Annotated in this window: 17 protein-coding genes; 8 read left to right on the top strand and 9 right to left on the bottom strand. The window is 60.3% G+C overall.

Annotated elements, in window-relative coordinates; all coding sequences use genetic code 11:
- The first annotated feature begins 52 nt into the window (after positions 1 to 52).
- From LG374_RS01465 to LG374_RS01455, 3 genes are all read left to right on the top strand, one after another.
- Entirely contained in the window at positions 53 to 895 is an 843-nt protein-coding gene (locus tag LG374_RS01465; protein ID WP_225756043.1) for a 23S rRNA (adenine(2030)-N(6))-methyltransferase RlmJ, read from the top strand.
- 231 nt (positions 896 to 1,126) lie between these two features.
- Positions 1,127 to 1,483, top strand: coding sequence for a hypothetical protein (locus tag LG374_RS01460; protein WP_225756042.1), 357 nt, complete (start codon positions 1,127 to 1,129; stop codon positions 1,481 to 1,483).
- A gap of 122 nt (positions 1,484 to 1,605) precedes the next feature.
- Complete coding sequence (locus tag LG374_RS01455) at positions 1,606 to 1,959, top strand: hypothetical protein (RefSeq protein WP_115611417.1); 354 nt, start codon at positions 1,606 to 1,608, stop codon at positions 1,957 to 1,959.
- Between the two features lie 33 nt (positions 1,960 to 1,992).
- On the opposite strand, the gene LG374_RS01450 is transcribed toward LG374_RS01455, so the two are convergent.
- Entirely contained in the window at positions 1,993 to 2,556 is a 564-nt protein-coding gene (locus LG374_RS01450; protein WP_225756041.1) for a cytochrome b562, read from the bottom strand.
- Between the two features lie 97 nt (positions 2,557 to 2,653).
- Between LG374_RS01450 and creB the strand changes: the two genes are divergently transcribed.
- Complete coding sequence (gene creB, locus LG374_RS01445) at positions 2,654 to 3,319, top strand: two-component system response regulator CreB (protein WP_225756040.1); 666 nt, start codon at positions 2,654 to 2,656, stop codon at positions 3,317 to 3,319.
- Positions 3,320 to 3,372: 53 nt separating this feature from the next.
- Here the strand turns inward: creB and LG374_RS01440 are convergent, their stop codons facing one another.
- Positions 3,373 to 4,257 (bottom strand): DMT family transporter, encoded by an 885-nt coding sequence (locus LG374_RS01440; protein ID WP_225756039.1) that lies wholly within the window; start codon positions 4,255 to 4,257, stop codon positions 3,373 to 3,375.
- 45 nt (positions 4,258 to 4,302) lie between these two features.
- Positions 4,303 to 5,280, bottom strand: a complete 978-nt coding sequence (locus tag LG374_RS01435) for an ABC transporter substrate-binding protein (protein WP_225756038.1) — start codon at positions 5,278 to 5,280, stop codon at positions 4,303 to 4,305.
- Positions 5,281 to 5,358: 78 nt separating this feature from the next.
- Between LG374_RS01435 and cutA the strand changes: the two genes are divergently transcribed.
- The 4 genes from cutA (at position 5,359) to mutY (ending at position 8,999) form a co-directional block, all read left to right on the top strand.
- Complete coding sequence (gene cutA / locus LG374_RS01430) at positions 5,359 to 5,685, top strand: divalent-cation tolerance protein CutA (protein WP_225756037.1); 327 nt, start codon at positions 5,359 to 5,361, stop codon at positions 5,683 to 5,685.
- A gap of 103 nt (positions 5,686 to 5,788) precedes the next feature.
- Positions 5,789 to 6,409 (top strand): LysE/ArgO family amino acid transporter, encoded by a 621-nt coding sequence (locus LG374_RS01425; protein ID WP_225756036.1) that lies wholly within the window; start codon positions 5,789 to 5,791, stop codon positions 6,407 to 6,409.
- Positions 6,410 to 6,570: 161 nt separating this feature from the next.
- Positions 6,571 to 7,914: a sodium-dependent transporter gene (locus tag LG374_RS01420; RefSeq protein ID WP_225756035.1), complete on the top strand. Its 1,344-nt coding sequence runs from the start codon at positions 6,571 to 6,573 to the stop codon at positions 7,912 to 7,914.
- Positions 7,915 to 7,934: 20 nt separating this feature from the next.
- The gene (gene mutY / locus LG374_RS01415) at positions 7,935 to 8,999 is read left to right on the top strand and encodes an A/G-specific adenine glycosylase (protein WP_225756034.1); all 1,065 of its coding nucleotides are present in this window, start codon (positions 7,935 to 7,937) and stop codon (positions 8,997 to 8,999) included.
- A gap of 155 nt (positions 9,000 to 9,154) precedes the next feature.
- Here mutY and LG374_RS01410 read toward each other — a convergent pair whose 3' ends face one another.
- The 6 genes from LG374_RS01410 to tolQ form a co-directional block, all read right to left on the bottom strand.
- Positions 9,155 to 9,736: a tetratricopeptide repeat protein gene (locus tag LG374_RS01410; RefSeq protein ID WP_225756033.1), complete on the bottom strand. Its 582-nt coding sequence runs from the start codon at positions 9,734 to 9,736 to the stop codon at positions 9,155 to 9,157.
- Between the two features lie 20 nt (positions 9,737 to 9,756).
- Positions 9,757 to 10,335 (bottom strand): peptidoglycan-associated lipoprotein Pal, encoded by a 579-nt coding sequence (pal, locus tag LG374_RS01405; protein WP_225756032.1) that lies wholly within the window; start codon positions 10,333 to 10,335, stop codon positions 9,757 to 9,759.
- A gap of 37 nt (positions 10,336 to 10,372) precedes the next feature.
- The gene (gene tolB / locus LG374_RS01400; RefSeq protein WP_225756031.1) at positions 10,373 to 11,629 is read right to left on the bottom strand and encodes a Tol-Pal system beta propeller repeat protein TolB; all 1,257 of its coding nucleotides are present in this window, start codon (positions 11,627 to 11,629) and stop codon (positions 10,373 to 10,375) included.
- An 82-nt stretch (positions 11,630 to 11,711) separates the two neighbouring features.
- A complete protein-coding gene (gene tolA, locus LG374_RS01395; RefSeq protein WP_225756030.1) occupies positions 11,712 to 13,559 on the bottom strand; it encodes a cell envelope integrity protein TolA in 1,848 nt (615 codons plus the stop codon).
- Positions 13,556 to 14,014 carry an ExbD/TolR family protein gene (locus LG374_RS01390; RefSeq protein ID WP_225756029.1) on the bottom strand — a complete coding sequence of 153 codons (459 nt, stop codon included), beginning with the start codon at positions 14,012 to 14,014 and terminating at the stop codon, positions 13,556 to 13,558. The genes tolA and LG374_RS01390 overlap by 4 nt, the downstream gene beginning before the upstream one ends.
- Positions 14,011 to 14,730, bottom strand: coding sequence for a protein TolQ (tolQ, locus tag LG374_RS01385; protein WP_115611428.1), 720 nt, complete (start codon positions 14,728 to 14,730; stop codon positions 14,011 to 14,013). Before tolQ ends, LG374_RS01390 begins: the two co-directional genes overlap by 4 nt.
- Positions 14,731 to 14,745: the final 15 nt, after the last annotated feature.

The following is a 14,745-nucleotide window of genomic DNA, read 5'->3' as shown; positions in this document are numbered from 1 at the left end:
ACCACGCCGCGTACGCGCGACAATGATGCGGACACATTCTCCGGAACCCGCCATGCTCAGTTACCGCCACGCCTACCACGCCGGCAATCACGCCGACCTCCTGAAACACTATCTGCTCAGTCGCGTGCTTGCCTACTACAACAGCAAACAGAAGCCCTACGACTACATTGATACCCACGCCGGAGCGGGGCAATACGACCTCAGCGGCGATTACGCGCAGAAAAACCGCGAATACGACAGCGGCTTCACCCGTCTCCTATCTGCTACCGATCTGCCCGCAGCACTTGCCGCTTGGCGGGACGAACTGCGCGCCCTGTTGCCGGCGTCGGATACCTATCCCGGCTCCGCCCTGATCGCCGCTAAAACCCTGCCAACGCCCGGCAAATTGCATCTCTACGAATTGCATCCCGCCGATTACCAGGCCTTGCAGGATAACCTGCGTCCGCTCCGCCTAGGCCGCCGCCTGCACGTCGCACAGAGTGACGGCTTTGCCGGCCTCATCGCCCGCCTGCCGCCGCCGAGCCGGCGAGCCGTCATCCTTATTGACCCGCCTTACGAGCAAAAAAGCGACTATCAAACCGTCCTCAATACCCTCGCCGCCGCGCACAAGCGCTTTGCCGATGGCTGCTATCTCATCTGGTATCCCTGCCTCGCCCGCGCTGAAAGTCGCCGTTTCCCCGCCGCCCTGCGCGCGAGTTTCCCGCACGATTATCTGCGCGCCGAACTGCATGTCCGCCCCGCTCATGACGATTACGGCATGCACGGCAGCGGCCTTTTCCTCATCAATCCGCCCTATACCCTGCCGGCAGAACTCGCCACCACGCTGCCTGCCCTGCAACGCCTCTGCGCGGCAGACGGCGACGGCAGTATTGTCCTCGAAGCGGATATTCGCTGAGGTTCGGCTGGGACTTCGTGCACGGTGAAAAGCAAGCAGCGTCTGCCCGGTTGGCTAAATTCGTCCTGCCTTTGAGCCTTCCGCCCTTTGAGGCTGGAACCGCTCGCGTAGGGAGCAGTCGTTGCAAGCGGTGAAGATGTCGGCAGGTAGGGCGCTTGATTAGAATAGTGCCGCGACTTCGGTCGCGGTTTCGTTTTTGCCACTGGCGGCAGGTTGTTAGGGAGGGGGTTTATGGGTAACGGTTTGGTGAGGATGATGCTGTGGTTGTCCGCTTGTCTGCTGTCGGCTTGTGCGGCAAGCGGTATTGCGTTCAGCGGTGAGAGTGCGACGTTCGGCGGCGACAATGTCCTGCGCAATGATGTGTTGGCGATGGTGCGTCGCTTCGAGCAGGATTCTTTCGGTTGCCGTAAGGTGAAGGCGGTCGCGAGCGAGATTGTCAGCAAGCGCAAGGTGCGGGGACGGTGGCGCTTTGATGAGGTATGGCAGGTTTCTGCTTGCGGCACGGTGCGCCGTTATGCGGTGCTGCTGCGGGAGGATGCGCAGGGGGAGACGGATTTTTCGGTCACTTTGGCATCCGGCAAGCGGTAAAGCGGCATTTTCCACAGAAATCCACATAAAAATCCCCGTTTAAGCGGTATTAATCCACCCATTTTGGTGGGAAAAGGGCTTATAATCCACATGTCTCAAACCGCTAAACCTCTGGGGTCATCATGAAGAATCTGGCTGATTATTTGAAAACCATCACCAGCACCGCTGTTTATGAAAAGCAGGAATTGTTCGGCAAAATTGGCAGTTTGCTCAGTTCCAATGCGGCCTTGATTACGGTGTTGTCGCTGATTAACAAGTGCCCGCGTCCGAAGATCATCGCTTATTCCGCCGCCACTCTTACGCCGCGCGCTTATAACGGCATGGTGGCGCTGGTGGAAGAGGCGATCCGCCACAATTCGCCGATTCAGCAATCTATCCATCGTGATGTGTATATTGCCGAAAAGGGCGATGTGGACTGGCTGATGATTATTCAGGAAGGTGAAGGCGAGGCTGCCAAGTATTTTGTGTTTTATTGATAGAAAAGCCCCATTGCGGGGCTTTTTTTATGGTCATTCCAGGCGGAACATTTTGTTGCCGCTTTGCCGCAGTTGGTCGAGAACCTGCAACTGTGCTTTGGCAGCGTCAAAATCGCCCGCCTCCACATGGCCGCGCAGTGTGGCGATTTCTTGACGGAACTGTGCCAGTTCATCCACATAGACTTGCTGCTGGCTGTTCGGTACGTCGCGACCGAGGCCCAGCACTTGGGCCTGGTCGGCGTAAGCGGAGAGGAGGTGCAGCGGTCCGGTCATTTCTTCTAGGGAGCCCGCCCGTTGCAGGGCGCGGAAGTTCTGGTTGAGCAATTTCATGGTTTGCTGCGCGTTGGCACCGTCGTATTTTTGCGGCGCGGGCAGTTTGTCGGTGGCTACCGCTTCCTGCACTGCCGTGACTGGCGCGGCGGTTTCCTGTGTGGTCGTGCTGTCTGCGCCTGTGCCGACGGTGCGGCTGGTGGTGATGGTTGATGTGGTCGTAACTTTGGAGGGTGGGGTGGGTTCGGCCATGTCCACCGCGTTGTCGTTATAGGCCAGCGCGGGAGCGCCGAGGGCGAGTAAAAGTGGCAAAAATGTTTTTTTCACGGTTTACCTCTTTGGTTGTCGCCTGCCGGTGTGCAGGTGCGGGCTATCTTAGCCTTCCGCCCTGAACGGCCGCTTAACGCCACGTTATAATCCGGCCATGAAACAGATTCTTTTGATTGAAGACGATCCCGCCATTGCCGATCCGCTGACTTACGCGCTGGCGCGTGAGAACTGGCAGGTCGTTTGGCACGACACCGGCATCGCCGCCCTTGCCGCCCTGCAACAGCAGGCGTTTGACTGCATCATTTTGGATGTTGGCCTGCCGGATACGGACGGTTTCGAGCTGTGCCGCCGCATCCGCCGTGACTGGGCGACGCCGCTGATTTTCCTCACCGCGCGCAATGAGGAGGTGGATCGCATCGTCGGCCTCGAACTGGGCGCGGATGATTACTGCGGCAAGCCGTTCAGCAGCCGCGAACTGATTTCGCGCATCAAGGCGGTGTGCCGCCGCAGCGAAGGGCAGGGCAGGGCGGCTGCCGATGTCTGGCAGGTGAATGAAAGCGCGCAGACGATCGCCTATCACGGGCAGACGCTGGATCTCACCCGCTATGAATTCCGCTTGCTGCGTCATCTGCTCGCCCACGCCGGGCAGACGTTCGACCGCGACCAGCTGGTCAACACGCTATGGGATCACCCTGATCATATCGATAACCGCACAGTGGACAGCCATATCAAGACGCTGCGCCAGAAACTGCGCGCTATCGCACCGGACGCCGACCCCATCCGCACGCGGCGCGGTTACGGCTATGTGCTGGAACGCTGAAGTCATCCCGATTCAGCAAGTTAAGCGGAGAAGATGGTGCGGCGCAGGCACATTCAGACGTTTTTCCGGGGCTGGTATGAGCCCAGGTAAATGGCGATGAGGGTTAATGCGGCACCACCCCATTGCACGCTGTTGATGGGTTTGCGCAGCCAAAAATAGTCAATAACCAGGGCGGCGACCGGTTCGGAAAGCAGCAGTAGCCCGGTCAGCGATAGCGATAGCAGCGGGATGGCATAGGCAATCAGCCCCCAGGCGAAGCACTGCATCACCGCGCCGTAGATGAACACTAGCGTGATGTCGTGCAGTGTCGTCGGGTAGAGCGCGCCCCGGTCAAAGATGAGCGCGGGCGTAATCAGCGCCAGCGCTCCGCCCAGGCTCAAAATCATCATCAGCGGGAAGAGGCTGGTTTTTTCGATTTGATGCGTCTTGCGCACGCAGAGCATGGAAAGCGCCAGCAGTGCGCCTGAGGCCGTGCCGCTGATAAAGCCCCACACCGCGTTGCCGTTATGCCCGAATTCGGGGCTGCCGATGAGTGCCACGCCGCCGATGGCAAGCAGCAGGCTGAGGCTTTGCAGGGTGTTGGGTCGCTCGCCGAAGCAGGCAATGCCGATGGCGGTGAGGAAAAAGATTTGCAGGCTGTTCAGCAGGGTGGAAATGCCGGGGCCGACAGCATGGATACTTTCGTGCCATAAGGCGAGGTCGAAGGCGAGGAAGACACCGGACAGTAGCGCGGCGCCGATGGCGCGGCGGCTCTGCGGGAAGGGATGACGACAGAGCCGCGCGAGGACAAGGAAGATGACGGCAGCGATGGCGAGGCGCCAGAAGGCGATGGCGTAAGAGCCGACGGCGACAAATTTCACGATCAGGCTGCCGAGGCCGAAGATGACGCAGCCGAGGAGCAGCAGCGGCGCCGCATGGCGGTGGGAAGGAGGGGGCATGAGGATTCCTGGGTTATGCGGCTGCCGGGGGATGTCGATAGGATCTTAACGGTAGAACAATCCCGCATCCGGCACTTTGCCGCCGGTGATTTTTGCGTTCAGCGCGTGCAGTTCGGTGTAGAAATTGCGCAGTTCGCTGTCAATGCTCGCCGCGGGAATGGCGGCGAAGCGTGAGTGCGGGATAGCGGCAGCCAGCGCTTCTTTCGGGAAGGGCAGGTACTCTGCGGCAAGGGCGGCGGTTTCCTGCGGGTTCTCTTTACTCCAGGTAACGGCGGCGCTGAGGTCATCGTTGAGGGCGGTGATGAACTCCTGATTGTCGCGGATGAAATCGTCGGTGAAGAGCAGGCCAGCGATGGGTACGCGCGGCGCAATGCCGAAGGCTTCGCCCCACAGCTGCTGCACATCCAGCGCGCGCACGATCTCCCTGCCTTTTTCTTTCCCCTTGATTTGCGCGAGGCTCAGGAGCGGTTCGGGCAGCATGGCACAGTCCACCTTGCCGCTCAGGAACATTACTAGCGCTTCCGGCGGCGTTGCGGTGTAGTGGATATTCGCAAATTCAAGCCCTGCTTTTTTGTAGAGGATTTGCAGGAGCAGGTCGGGCATATCGTTCTTGAAGGGGATGACGACGCTGTGCGTGGCAAGCTCGGCAAGGCTTGTCACCAACGGCTTGCCATCGGCGGCAGGCGCAGCGATATAGTTCAGCCCCTCGCTCATGATGTTGAACAGCTTGACCTTCCTGCCCTGGTTGTAGAGGTTGGCGGCGACGTAGCTCGGCACGATGGAGGCGGCGATGTCGCCGTTCAGCAGGCCGGCGCGGAGCTGGTCGGGGCTGCGCCAGATTTGCACGGCAAACGGGCGGATGTCTTTCGCTTTGCCGTCGCGGGCGGCAATGGCGAGCAGCACGCTCGGCGTGACCGGCGGCCCCCACAGGGTGAGTTTGCTGCCCGTTTGCGCGGAGAGCGGCAGGGACAGGGCGGCCAATGATGCGGTGGTAGTGGTAATAAATTGTCGTCTTTTCAGCATGTTATCATCTCCAATGTTGTTGAGAACTTTTATTATATGACAATAAACGTGTTTTTTTGTTGCCCCATGAGGTCTGCCATGAATATCGAATTGTGTCTAGTGCTGACGACGGTCGCCAACCGCGACGATGCCGCGCGGCTGGCAGATGCCCTGCTGACGGCACATCTTGCCGCCTGCGTGCAATGTGAGGCGATCGAAAGCCGCTACTGGTGGCAGGGCGAGCTGTGCCGCGATGACGAAGTGCGGCTGGTGATTAAGACGGCGCGGCATCTGTATGCGGCGGTGGAGGCACTGCTCCTGGCGCAGCATCCGTATGACTGCCCGCAGATTGTCTGTGTGGACGCCGCTGCGGTCAGCGCCGGCTATCGGGACTGGGCGGCGGGGATATTGTCAGGGGCGGATTGACGCGGCACTTATGAAAACCGTGCCAAGCGGCGATATTCTGTGCAAGCACCGAAGTCTGCACGTTTTCTAATTCCACTTTATTCGCTTCCCCAGGTTATCCATCATGCACACCATCCTTCAGGGCTTTCTCGTCTCCGGCGGGCTCATCGTCGCCATCGGCGCGCAAAATGCCTTCGTTCTCAAACAGGGCTTGCGCCGCTGGCACGTCCTGCCCATCATCCTCACTTGTTTTCTCTGCGACTGCCTGCTTATCAGCGTTGGTGTCTTCGGCCTCGGTGCGTTTATCAGCCAAAGCCAGACGGCTTCAGTCGCGCTGGCCTTCGTTGGTGCACTGTTCCTCCTGGTTTATGGCGCGCGGGCATGGCGCAGTGCCTGGCGTGGTGGCACTGCGCTGGTTGTGGACGGCGACAGCACGCAGGGCAGTCCGTGGCAGGTGGTGTTGCTGATGCTGGCCATCACCCTGCTCAATCCGCATGTCTATCTTGATACCGTGGTCATCATTGGCGGCATTGCCGGGACGCTATCGCCGCTGGCGCGGGGGCTGTTCCTGCTCGGCGCGGTGAGTGCCTCCGCCCTGTGGTTTTTCGCCCTCGGCTATGGCGCAGGCCTGCTGATACCGCTGTTTCGCCGCCCTGTTACCTGGCGGCTGCTGGACGGTGTCATCGCTCTCATCATGTGGGGCATCGCCTATGGTCTGTTGCGATACGGCATGAGCATGATGTAGGGAAAACATAGTTAAACATCTAAAAAATCGTCACGGTGTTGCACCGTCTGATCGGCTTCCCTCCCGTCTTCCTTCGGCTCGCCATCGCTATTTGAAACCACTATTGCTGGCGGAAGCGGGCATAATGTCGCCCCTTTCCACCAAACATTCCGTCATTACTCATGAAAAAAACGCACGATAACTGGACTTCCCGCCTCGGTTTCATTCTCTCTGCCGCCGGCTCTGCCATCGGCCTCGGCGCCATCTGGAAATTCCCTTACACCGCCGGTACTCACGGTGGTGCGCTGTTTTTCCTGCTCTTTACTGTCATGACCTTCCTCGTCGCCGCGCCCGTGCTCATCGCCGAATTTGTCATTGGCCGTCATAGCCGCCACAACGCTATCCAGGCTTTCCACCGCATCCGCCCCGGCAGCGCTTGGCCGCTGGTTGGCTGGCTCGGCGTCATCACCTGCTTCGTCCTGCTCTCGTTTTACAGCGTGGTCGGCGGCTGGGTCATCGCTTACCTCTATCATGGCCTCATCGGCGACCTGAGCGCAGGCACGGATTACGGCAATTTCTTCGGCACGATGATTGCCAACCCCACTGAGGCCGTCCTCTTCCAGGGACTGTTTATGATCGCGACCATCTACGTCGTCAGCGCGGGTGTCAGCCAGGGCATCGAAAAGGCGAACAAATACATGATGCCCGCCCTGTTTGTCATGTTCCTCCTCCTTGCCGTGCGCTCGCTGACCCTGCCCGGCGCCTGGCAGGGTGTGGTTTTCCTGCTCAAACCCGACTGGTCGTATTTCACCGGCGAAACCCTGCTCGCTGCGCTGGGGCAGGCCTTCTTTGCCCTCAGCATCGGCGTTTCGGTGATGATTACCTACGCCTCTTACCTGCGTGATGATTACGACCTGCTGCGCAGCGCCAACAGCATCGTGTGGATGAATCTGGCCATCTCGCTCCTTGCCGGTCTCGTCATCTTCCCCGCCGTTTTCGCCCTCGGCTACCAGCCTGATCAGGGCCCCGGCCTGATTTTTGCCATCCTGCCCGCTGTCTTTGCCAAACTGCCGCTCGGCGTGCCGCTCTTCGTCGTCTTCATGGTGCTCGTCCTCTTCGCCACCCTGACCTCGGCCTTCTCCATGCTGGAAAATATCGTCGCCGTGCTCGCCTACAAAAAGCCGCACACCCGCGCCCGCTACACCTGGCTCATCGGCAGCGCCATCTTCCTTTGCGGCATCCCCTCGGCGCTGGCCTTCGGCAAATTGGCGGGCGTCAAACTCATCGGCGAACGCGGCATCTTCGATACCCTCGATTACCTCGTTACCGGCTGGTCAATGCCGCTTGGTGCGTTGCTGATAGCGCTCTTCACCGCCTGGGCGTGGCGCAAGAACGCAGTGCAGCAGGAGGCGATGACCGGCAGTACCTTGCCCGTGTGGCTGTTCAACCTGTGGTACTTCCTCGTGCGCTACCTCGCGCCGCTCGCCATCATCGTCGTTTTCCTACACGGCATCGGCATCATCTGAACGGCTGATTCCTTTGCCTGATGAGCCAAACTTCCCTCGCTTTTCCGCCGTCTGCGCGCCCTGCCCACCTGCCGCCATTTGCCACCCGCATTGCCGCCTGGCAGGCGCGGCATGGCCGCCATCATCTGCCGTGGCAATGCGATGATCCCTACCGCGTCTGGCTCTCGGAAATCATGCTGCAACAAACGCAAGTGGCGACCGTGCTCGACTACTATCCGCGTTTCCTTGCCCGCTTCCCCGACGTCGCCGCGCTCGCCGCCGCTTCCGCCGATGATGTGCTTGCCTGCTGGTCGGGGCTCGGCTATTACAGCCGCGCGCGCAACCTGCATCAGGCCGCGCAGCAAGTGATGGATACCTTCGGCGGGCGTTTCCCCGCCGACCGCGCTGCCCTCGAAACCCTGCGCGGTGTTGGGCGCAGCACCGCCGCTGCCATCGCCGTCTTCGCTTACGGCCACAAAGAGGCCATCCTCGATGGCAACGTCAAACGCATTCTCGCTCGTCACGCCGGCATCTACGGCGCGCCTGACCGCCCTGCCACGCAGCAGGCATTATGGGCGACAGCCGAAGCCCTCCTGCCGGACGACGCTGCCACTCTGCGTCGCTACACCCAGGGCCTGATGGACCTCGGCAGCGCCATTTGCACGCGCAGCCGTCCGCAGTGTGGCGCCTGTCCTGTCGCCGCCGACTGCTACGCTATTGCCCACGACGCTACCGCTGCATTGCCGGAAAAACGCCGTCCTAAAACCAAGCCGGAAAAAACGACCGTGATGCTGCTCGCCTACTGCGGCGATAGCGTCCACCTCTACCGCCGCCCCGATAGTGGCATCTGGCGCAGCCTGTGGTCATTACCCGAATACGATGATGCAGACGCCGCCCTGCACGCCGCCCGCCGGCTCGGCAGCATCACCGCACAGCGCCTCCTGCCCGTCATCACCCACATCTTCACCCACTACACCCTGCACATCACCCCGCTTGCCGTGCAAATCGGACATCCTGCCAATCCGGCCGACTGGCTGCCGCGAGAAGTCGCGCTTGATAAAGGCTTGCCCGCACCGGTACGCCGCCTGCTGACGACGATAGGGTAGAGATGAGCTTGAGCCTGTCGCCAATCTTCCTTTATCGGTATCTTGGCGGGCCCAGTATTTACGCCGCTTGGTGAGTCCAGTAATGACGCCGCTTGGCGCCGTCGGCATAAAAAAAGCCGAAGCGGGGCTTCGGCTTTTGCTTGATGTTGTGCGCTTTATTGCAAGGCACTGACGCCCTGGCTGGCCAGGGTGTCAGCGTCAGCCGTGCGGCCGAGGGCGCGCAGACTTTCCACCAGTTTGTTCAGCGCCGCTTGTGAGCGTTCGCCGTTTGGCTGGGCTTTGAGGTAGGCACCGAGGTAGCGGCTGGCCATGTCGAAATTGCGCTGCATGTAGTAGGCGTCGCCCAGCCAGTACTGGGCGAGTGCGGCTTCGTTAGCGCTGGCGCTGCCGCTGTTCAGGAATTGTTCAAAGGTGCCGATGGCGCCATTCAGGTCGCCGGCGCGGTATTGGGCAAGGCCGGTTTCGTAACCGCCGCCGCTTTGCTGGCCGCCTTGCGGGGCTGCTTCGCCACGGCGCGCGGTCGGTACGGCGGAAACGCCGCTCGGCAGGCGGGGGCTTTTGCCGACTTCGTCGATGCGCACTTTCATGGAGGCTTGGTCGCTTTCCATTTGTTTGATGCGGTTGTTGAGTTCGTCCACCTGGCGGCGGGTAGCGGCGAGTTCCGCCGGGTCAACGGTGGCGCAGCCGCCAAGGATAAGGGCCAGGGCGATGAGGGCAATGCCGGTGTGTTTTTTCATGGGTGCTCTCCTGTGGTTTCTCAGTACATGATGACGACGCGGCGGTTCTTCGCGTAGTCTTCTTCGCTTGAGCCGTAGGCGGCGGGACGTTCTTCGCCGTAGCTGAGGACGCGCATTTGTTGCGGCGCGACGCCCTGGGCGGCGAAGTGTTCTTTGACCGAGTAGCCGCGTCGCTCGCCGAGGCTGATGTTGTATTCGCGGGTGCCGCGTTCGTCGGTGTGGCCTTCGAGAACGACGTTAGCCTGCGGGTTGGCGCGCAGGTAAGCGGCGTGTTCGCGGATGACGGCTTCGGAGCGGCTGTCGATGGTGCTGCTGTCGTAGGCGAAGTAGATGATACGGTCTTTGTCTGCCGATTGTGGCCCGCCGGTGACGTTGCGTCCGTATTGCGGGTCGTTGTAGTAGTCGGCAGTGCCGGCATTGCCGCGTCCGTAGCTGGTATTGCTGCCGTAGGTAGCGCCGTCGCCGTAGCCGTATCCGCCGCCCATGCCGTCTGCACCCGCGCCGTTCGCGCCTTCTTCGCCTTCGAGGCCGTAGGGGCTGGAGCAGGCGGCAGCGAGCAGGGTGAAGAGGAGAGTGCCAAGGTAGTGTTTGCGTTTCATTGTCGGGTCTTCCTGTTGTTGTTTTTAGTAGAGGGGATTAGGGGCGGGTATCCGGGCTCCAGGCCGGGTCACGCAGGCGGCCGTTCGGGTCGGACAGGGTTTGCGCCACGCCGCCTTTGCTGTTGATGACTTTGAGGACGGATCTGCCGCCTTCTTTGGTGGCGTAGATGATGAGTTGGCCATTCGGGGCAAAGCTCGCGCCTTCGTCAAGACGGCCATTGGTGAGGGCGTCAAAGCGTTTGCTGGCGAGATCGTAGGTGCCGATTTGGTAGCCGCCGCCGCTTTGGCGGGTGAGGACGAGCGAGCTGCCGTCCGGCGAGAGGTGGCTGTTGGCACTGTAACCGTTGCCGGAAACGACGCGTTCGGCAGATCCGCCGTTGCGACTCATGCGGTAGATTTGCGGGCTGCCGGAGCGGTCGGAGGTGAAGTAGATGTAGTTGCCGTCCGGCGAGAAGGCAGGCTCGGTGTCAATGGCGCTGTGGTCGGTCAGGCGGGTTTTGCCGCCGCTGGCGAGGTTGAGCAGGTAGATGTCGGGGTTGTTGTTGTCCGACTGCACAAAGGCGAGGTAGTTGCCGTCCGGCGAGAAGGCTGGGGCGCTGCTGATGCCATTGCCCTGGGCAACGACGCGGCGGCCACCGCCGAGTTCCTGGATAACGATTTGCGCGTAGTGGTTGGCATAGGTAACAAAGGCGATGGCGCGACCGTTCGGTGCCCAGGACGGGGAAAGGATGGGCTCGGAGGAGGTGTAGAGTTCGCGGCGGTTGGCGCCATCCACGTCGGAGACGACGAGGCTGTATTTGCGACCATTTTTACCGCCCTGTTCGAGAATGTAGGCGAGCTGGGTCCCGAAGACGCCGCGTTTGCCGGTGAGGCGGTAGAGGATCCAGTCGGAGACTTGGTGCGCGAGTTGGCGCGCATCGGCGTCGCTGAGGTTGTCGCTGGCGAGAACGTTACCAGAGTTGATGTCGCCGAGGCTGAATTGGCCGCTGCTGCCGCCTTGCATGTTGCCGGAGACGACGTAATCCGCACCGGCCTGTTTCCAGGCGGGATAGTTGTCAGCGCCAGCGGCGGGGAAGCTGCTGGGGTCAAGCGGCTGGAAGAGGCCGGTTTTGTGCAGGTCGCTGGCGATGAGGTAGTCCATTTTGACGCCCGGATCACCCTGTATGGGCAGGATGGCGATGGGGCGGGCGGCGACTTGGGCGCCGGAAACGTTGACTTCGACTTGGGCCTGTGCGCTGAACCACGGGAGGAGCAGGCTGAGGCCAAGCAGTTTCCATTTGTTGCTGTGTTTCATAAGGTTCACCTTGTGTTGGGGTTATCGTTGCGAGGGGCGCGCATTGTAGCCGCTTGTGGCGGTCGCGGCAGTGAATGTGCGGTTAGGGGTCAAAGTTGGCGATGATGCCGTCGGTCACGAGGGCTTCAACGGCGCCGGGATGTTTCGGCAGTGGCAGCGGTGAGGCGTCGTGTACGGCGCGCAAGGCGGCGTCGTCGAAGAGTTTGTTGCCGCTGCTTTGTTTGATGGCAGCTTTGGTGACGTTGCCTTTTTTATCGAGCTTCACGAAGAGTTTGACTTTGAGGTTGCCCGGTATGTTTGGCGGTAGACGCCAGAATTTTTTCATTCTGGCGCCAAGGATATTGGTGCCGAAATCGCCGAGGGCAGCTTTGGCTTCGGCGCTTTCTTTACCGGCGGCTTTTTCGGCGTCACCGGCGAGTTCTGCGGCAAGGCTCGCCATTGCTGCTTTTTTGTCAGCTTCTGCTTTGGCTTTGGCGGCGGCTTCTTCTTTGGCTTTTTTTGCAGCGGCTTCTTTGGCGGCTTTTTCTGCTGCTGCTTTTTCGGCAGCCGCTTTTTCTTTCGCAGCTTTGGCGGCTGCTTCTTTTTCCGCTTTGGCTTTCGCTGCCGCTGCTTCTTTAGCGGCTTTCTCGGCTGCTGCTTTTTCAGCCGCCGCTTTTTCTTTTGCGGCTTTAGCGGCAGCTTCTTTTTCCGCCCTGGCTTTCGCCGCTGCCGCTTCTTTGGCGGCTTTCTCTGCTGCTGCTTTTTCGGCAGCGGCTTTTTCTTTCGCAGCTTTAGCAGCGGCTTCTTTTTCGGCCTTAGCTTTTGCCGCTTTTTCAGCAGCAGCGGCTTCCCTGGCTTTAGCAGCTTTTTCGGCGGCGGCTTTTTCTTTTGCTTCTTTAGCGGCCGCTTCTTTTTCGGCTTTGGCCTTTGCGGCTTTATCAGCAGCCGCTTTTTCTTTCGCGGCTTTGGCCGCTGCTTCTTTTTCGGCTTTGGCCTGCGCAGCTTTTTCAGCAGCCGCTTTTTCTTTCGCGGCTTTGGCTGCTGCTTCTTTTTCGGCTTTGGCTTTTGCGGCTTTTTCGGCAGCTACTTTTTCTTTGGCTTCTTTGGCAGCTGCTTCTTTTTCGGCTTTGGCTTTTGCGGCTTTGTCAGCAGCTGCTTTTTCTTTGGCGGCTTTGGCGGCCGCTTCTTTTTCAGCCTTGGCTTTTTCAGCTTTTTCAGCGGCACGTTTTTCAGCAGCTTCTTTGGCTTTCACTGCTTTTTCGGCAGCGGCTTTTTCGGCGGCAGCTTTTTTCTCAGCTTGTTCGGCAGCGCGTTTTTCGGCAGCGGCTTTTTCAGCGGCAGCTCTTGCTTCTTTGTCTGCTTTGGTCTTGGCAGCGGCGGCTTCGCGCGCTTCTTTGTCTGCCTGTTCTTTAGCGGCTTTGACTTCCTGAGCGGAACGTTCTTTGGCGGTTTGTTTGGCAGCGGCGTCTTGTGCGGCTTTTTCGCGCGCTGCCTGCGCGGCTTTTTCAGCGGCTTCGCGGGCGGCTTCTCTTGCTGCTTGTTCGCGTGCGGCTTGTGCAGCGGCAGCCTGGCGCGCGGCTTCGGCGCGGCGTTCGGCTTCTTCTGCTTTGCGCTGTTGTTCTTCTTCGGCGCGGCGCGCGGCTTCTTCTTCCCGCCGTCTGGCTTCTTCGGCTTGTCGTTCGGCTTCGAGGCGGGCGCGTTCTTCCGCTTCTTGTCTGGCGGTGATGTTGTCGAGGGTGTTTTGCAGGGTACGCGCGTCCACGATTTGGGTGGCAATAGGCGGGGCGTCGTTTTGCGGACCGGGCGGCTCGCCGCCGACGGTGATTTCGACGGGGTGCTCGCGGCCAAGCAGGAAGATGAGGATGAGGCCGAGGACGCCGAGGATTATGCCCGCGATGCCGCCCAGTTTTTCTTGCCGGAGGATGTTTTGTGGTTGGCGGCTTTCTCTCACTGCGCTCTCCCTGCGCCGTTTTCTGGGGGCTGCTCGGTGACGAGGCCGACTTTTTTGGCGCCGCCTTGTTGCAGGAGGACGATGCCGTCGATGACGCGGTTGTAGTTAGCGTTGGTGTCACCCTGGACGAGAACGGGCAGATCCGGATGCTCGGCGAGGGCCTGGGCGGTTAGCGCGGTTACGTCTTCCGGCAGCAGCGGCTGTTTGTCGTTACCCCGGTTCAGGTAGTAGCTGCCGCTGGCGTCCACGCTGAGGATGAGCGGCAGGGTATCGTTTCCGGCGTCAGCAGGCATTTCGAGGGTGTCCGAGCTGGTGTCGGGCAGGTCGATTTCGATGCTTTGCTGGTGGATGAGCGGGGCGGCGATCATAAAGATGACGAGGAGCACGAGCATGACGTCGATGTAGGGGACGACGTTCATTTCGGCTTTGAGTTTGTGGCGGCGGTTGCGGCTCATGCGGGTTTTCTCTGTTGTCTGCGCTGGTAGTCGCGGGCGAGGAGGATTTGTCGCTGCAGGAGGTTGGAGAATTCTTCGATGAAGGCGTCGTATTCGACGACGAGGGTTTCGGAGCGGGCGACGAAGTAGTTGTAGGAGAGCACAGACGGGATAGCCGCGAGCAGGCCGATGGCGGTGGCAATCAGGGCTTCGGCGATACCCGGCGCGACGCTTGAGATGCTGGCGGTTTTTTCGCCGCCGATGGCGATGAAGGAGTTCATGATGCCGTACACGGTGCCGAGCAGGCCGATGTAGGGCGCAGCGGAGCCGATGGTGGCGAGGACGTTCAGGCCGCGTTCTTGTTGGGCAGTTTCGCGGTTATGCGCGGCGGTCATGGCGCGGCGGCAGTTGTGGACGATGACGTCGGGATCTTCGAGGTTGTTGCCGTTGAATTGGGTGAATTCGCGGAAGCCGTCGATGAAGATGCGCTCGATGCTTTCGGGGTGGCGTTTTTCGTAGTTGGTGTAGAGGATTTCGAGGTCGCTGCCGGACCAGAAGGTTTGGTCAAATTCGCGGTTTTTACGGCGCAGGCGGATGAATTGGACGTATTTTTTGCCGGTCAGGTAGAGGGTACTAAGGAACATCAGGAAGAGGATGGCCATGATGACTTTGACCGGCATGCTGGCGTTGCTGATTAGATGGGTGACGGATAAGCCGGTTTGTGCGGTGGGCTCCAAGGTGGTCTCCTTTTT

Origin of the sequence: Cardiobacterium sp. Marseille-Q4385, from assembly GCF_916618745.1 — a bacterium.
Lineage (GTDB): Bacteria > Pseudomonadota > Gammaproteobacteria > Cardiobacteriales > Cardiobacteriaceae > Cardiobacterium.
The sequence above is the reverse complement of the archived record's forward strand: the minus strand, read 5'-3'. Positions and strand labels throughout refer to the sequence as shown.

What these genes read in the sequence shown, in the direction of transcription:
- mutY (WP_225756034.1), top strand. Translation starts at nt 7,935, where the DNA reads ATGAGCCAAACTTCCCTCGCTTTTCCGCCGTCTGCGCGCCCTGCCCAC.
- LG374_RS01455 (WP_115611417.1), top strand. Translation starts at nt 1,606, where the DNA reads ATGAAGAATCTGGCTGATTATTTGAAAACCATCACCAGCACCGCTGTT.
- LG374_RS01420 (WP_225756035.1), top strand. Translation starts at nt 6,571, where the DNA reads ATGAAAAAAACGCACGATAACTGGACTTCCCGCCTCGGTTTCATTCTC.
- LG374_RS01435 (WP_225756038.1), bottom strand. Translation starts at nt 5,280, where the DNA reads ATGCTGAAAAGACGACAATTTATTACCACTACCACCGCATCATTGGCC.
- creB (WP_225756040.1), top strand. Translation starts at nt 2,654, where the DNA reads ATGAAACAGATTCTTTTGATTGAAGACGATCCCGCCATTGCCGATCCG.
- LG374_RS01465 (WP_225756043.1), top strand. Translation starts at nt 53, where the DNA reads ATGCTCAGTTACCGCCACGCCTACCACGCCGGCAATCACGCCGACCTC.
- LG374_RS01425 (WP_225756036.1), top strand. Translation starts at nt 5,789, where the DNA reads ATGCACACCATCCTTCAGGGCTTTCTCGTCTCCGGCGGGCTCATCGTC.
- tolB (WP_225756031.1), bottom strand. Translation starts at nt 11,629, where the DNA reads ATGAAACACAGCAACAAATGGAAACTGCTTGGCCTCAGCCTGCTCCTC.
- pal (WP_225756032.1), bottom strand. Translation starts at nt 10,335, where the DNA reads ATGAAACGCAAACACTACCTTGGCACTCTCCTCTTCACCCTGCTCGCT.
- cutA (WP_225756037.1), top strand. Translation starts at nt 5,359, where the DNA reads ATGAATATCGAATTGTGTCTAGTGCTGACGACGGTCGCCAACCGCGAC.
- LG374_RS01460 (WP_225756042.1), top strand. Translation starts at nt 1,127, where the DNA reads ATGGGTAACGGTTTGGTGAGGATGATGCTGTGGTTGTCCGCTTGTCTG.
- LG374_RS01410 (WP_225756033.1), bottom strand. Translation starts at nt 9,736, where the DNA reads ATGAAAAAACACACCGGCATTGCCCTCATCGCCCTGGCCCTTATCCTT.
- LG374_RS01390 (WP_225756029.1), bottom strand. Translation starts at nt 14,014, where the DNA reads ATGAGCCGCAACCGCCGCCACAAACTCAAAGCCGAAATGAACGTCGTC.
- LG374_RS01440 (WP_225756039.1), bottom strand. Translation starts at nt 4,257, where the DNA reads ATGCCCCCTCCTTCCCACCGCCATGCGGCGCCGCTGCTGCTCCTCGGC.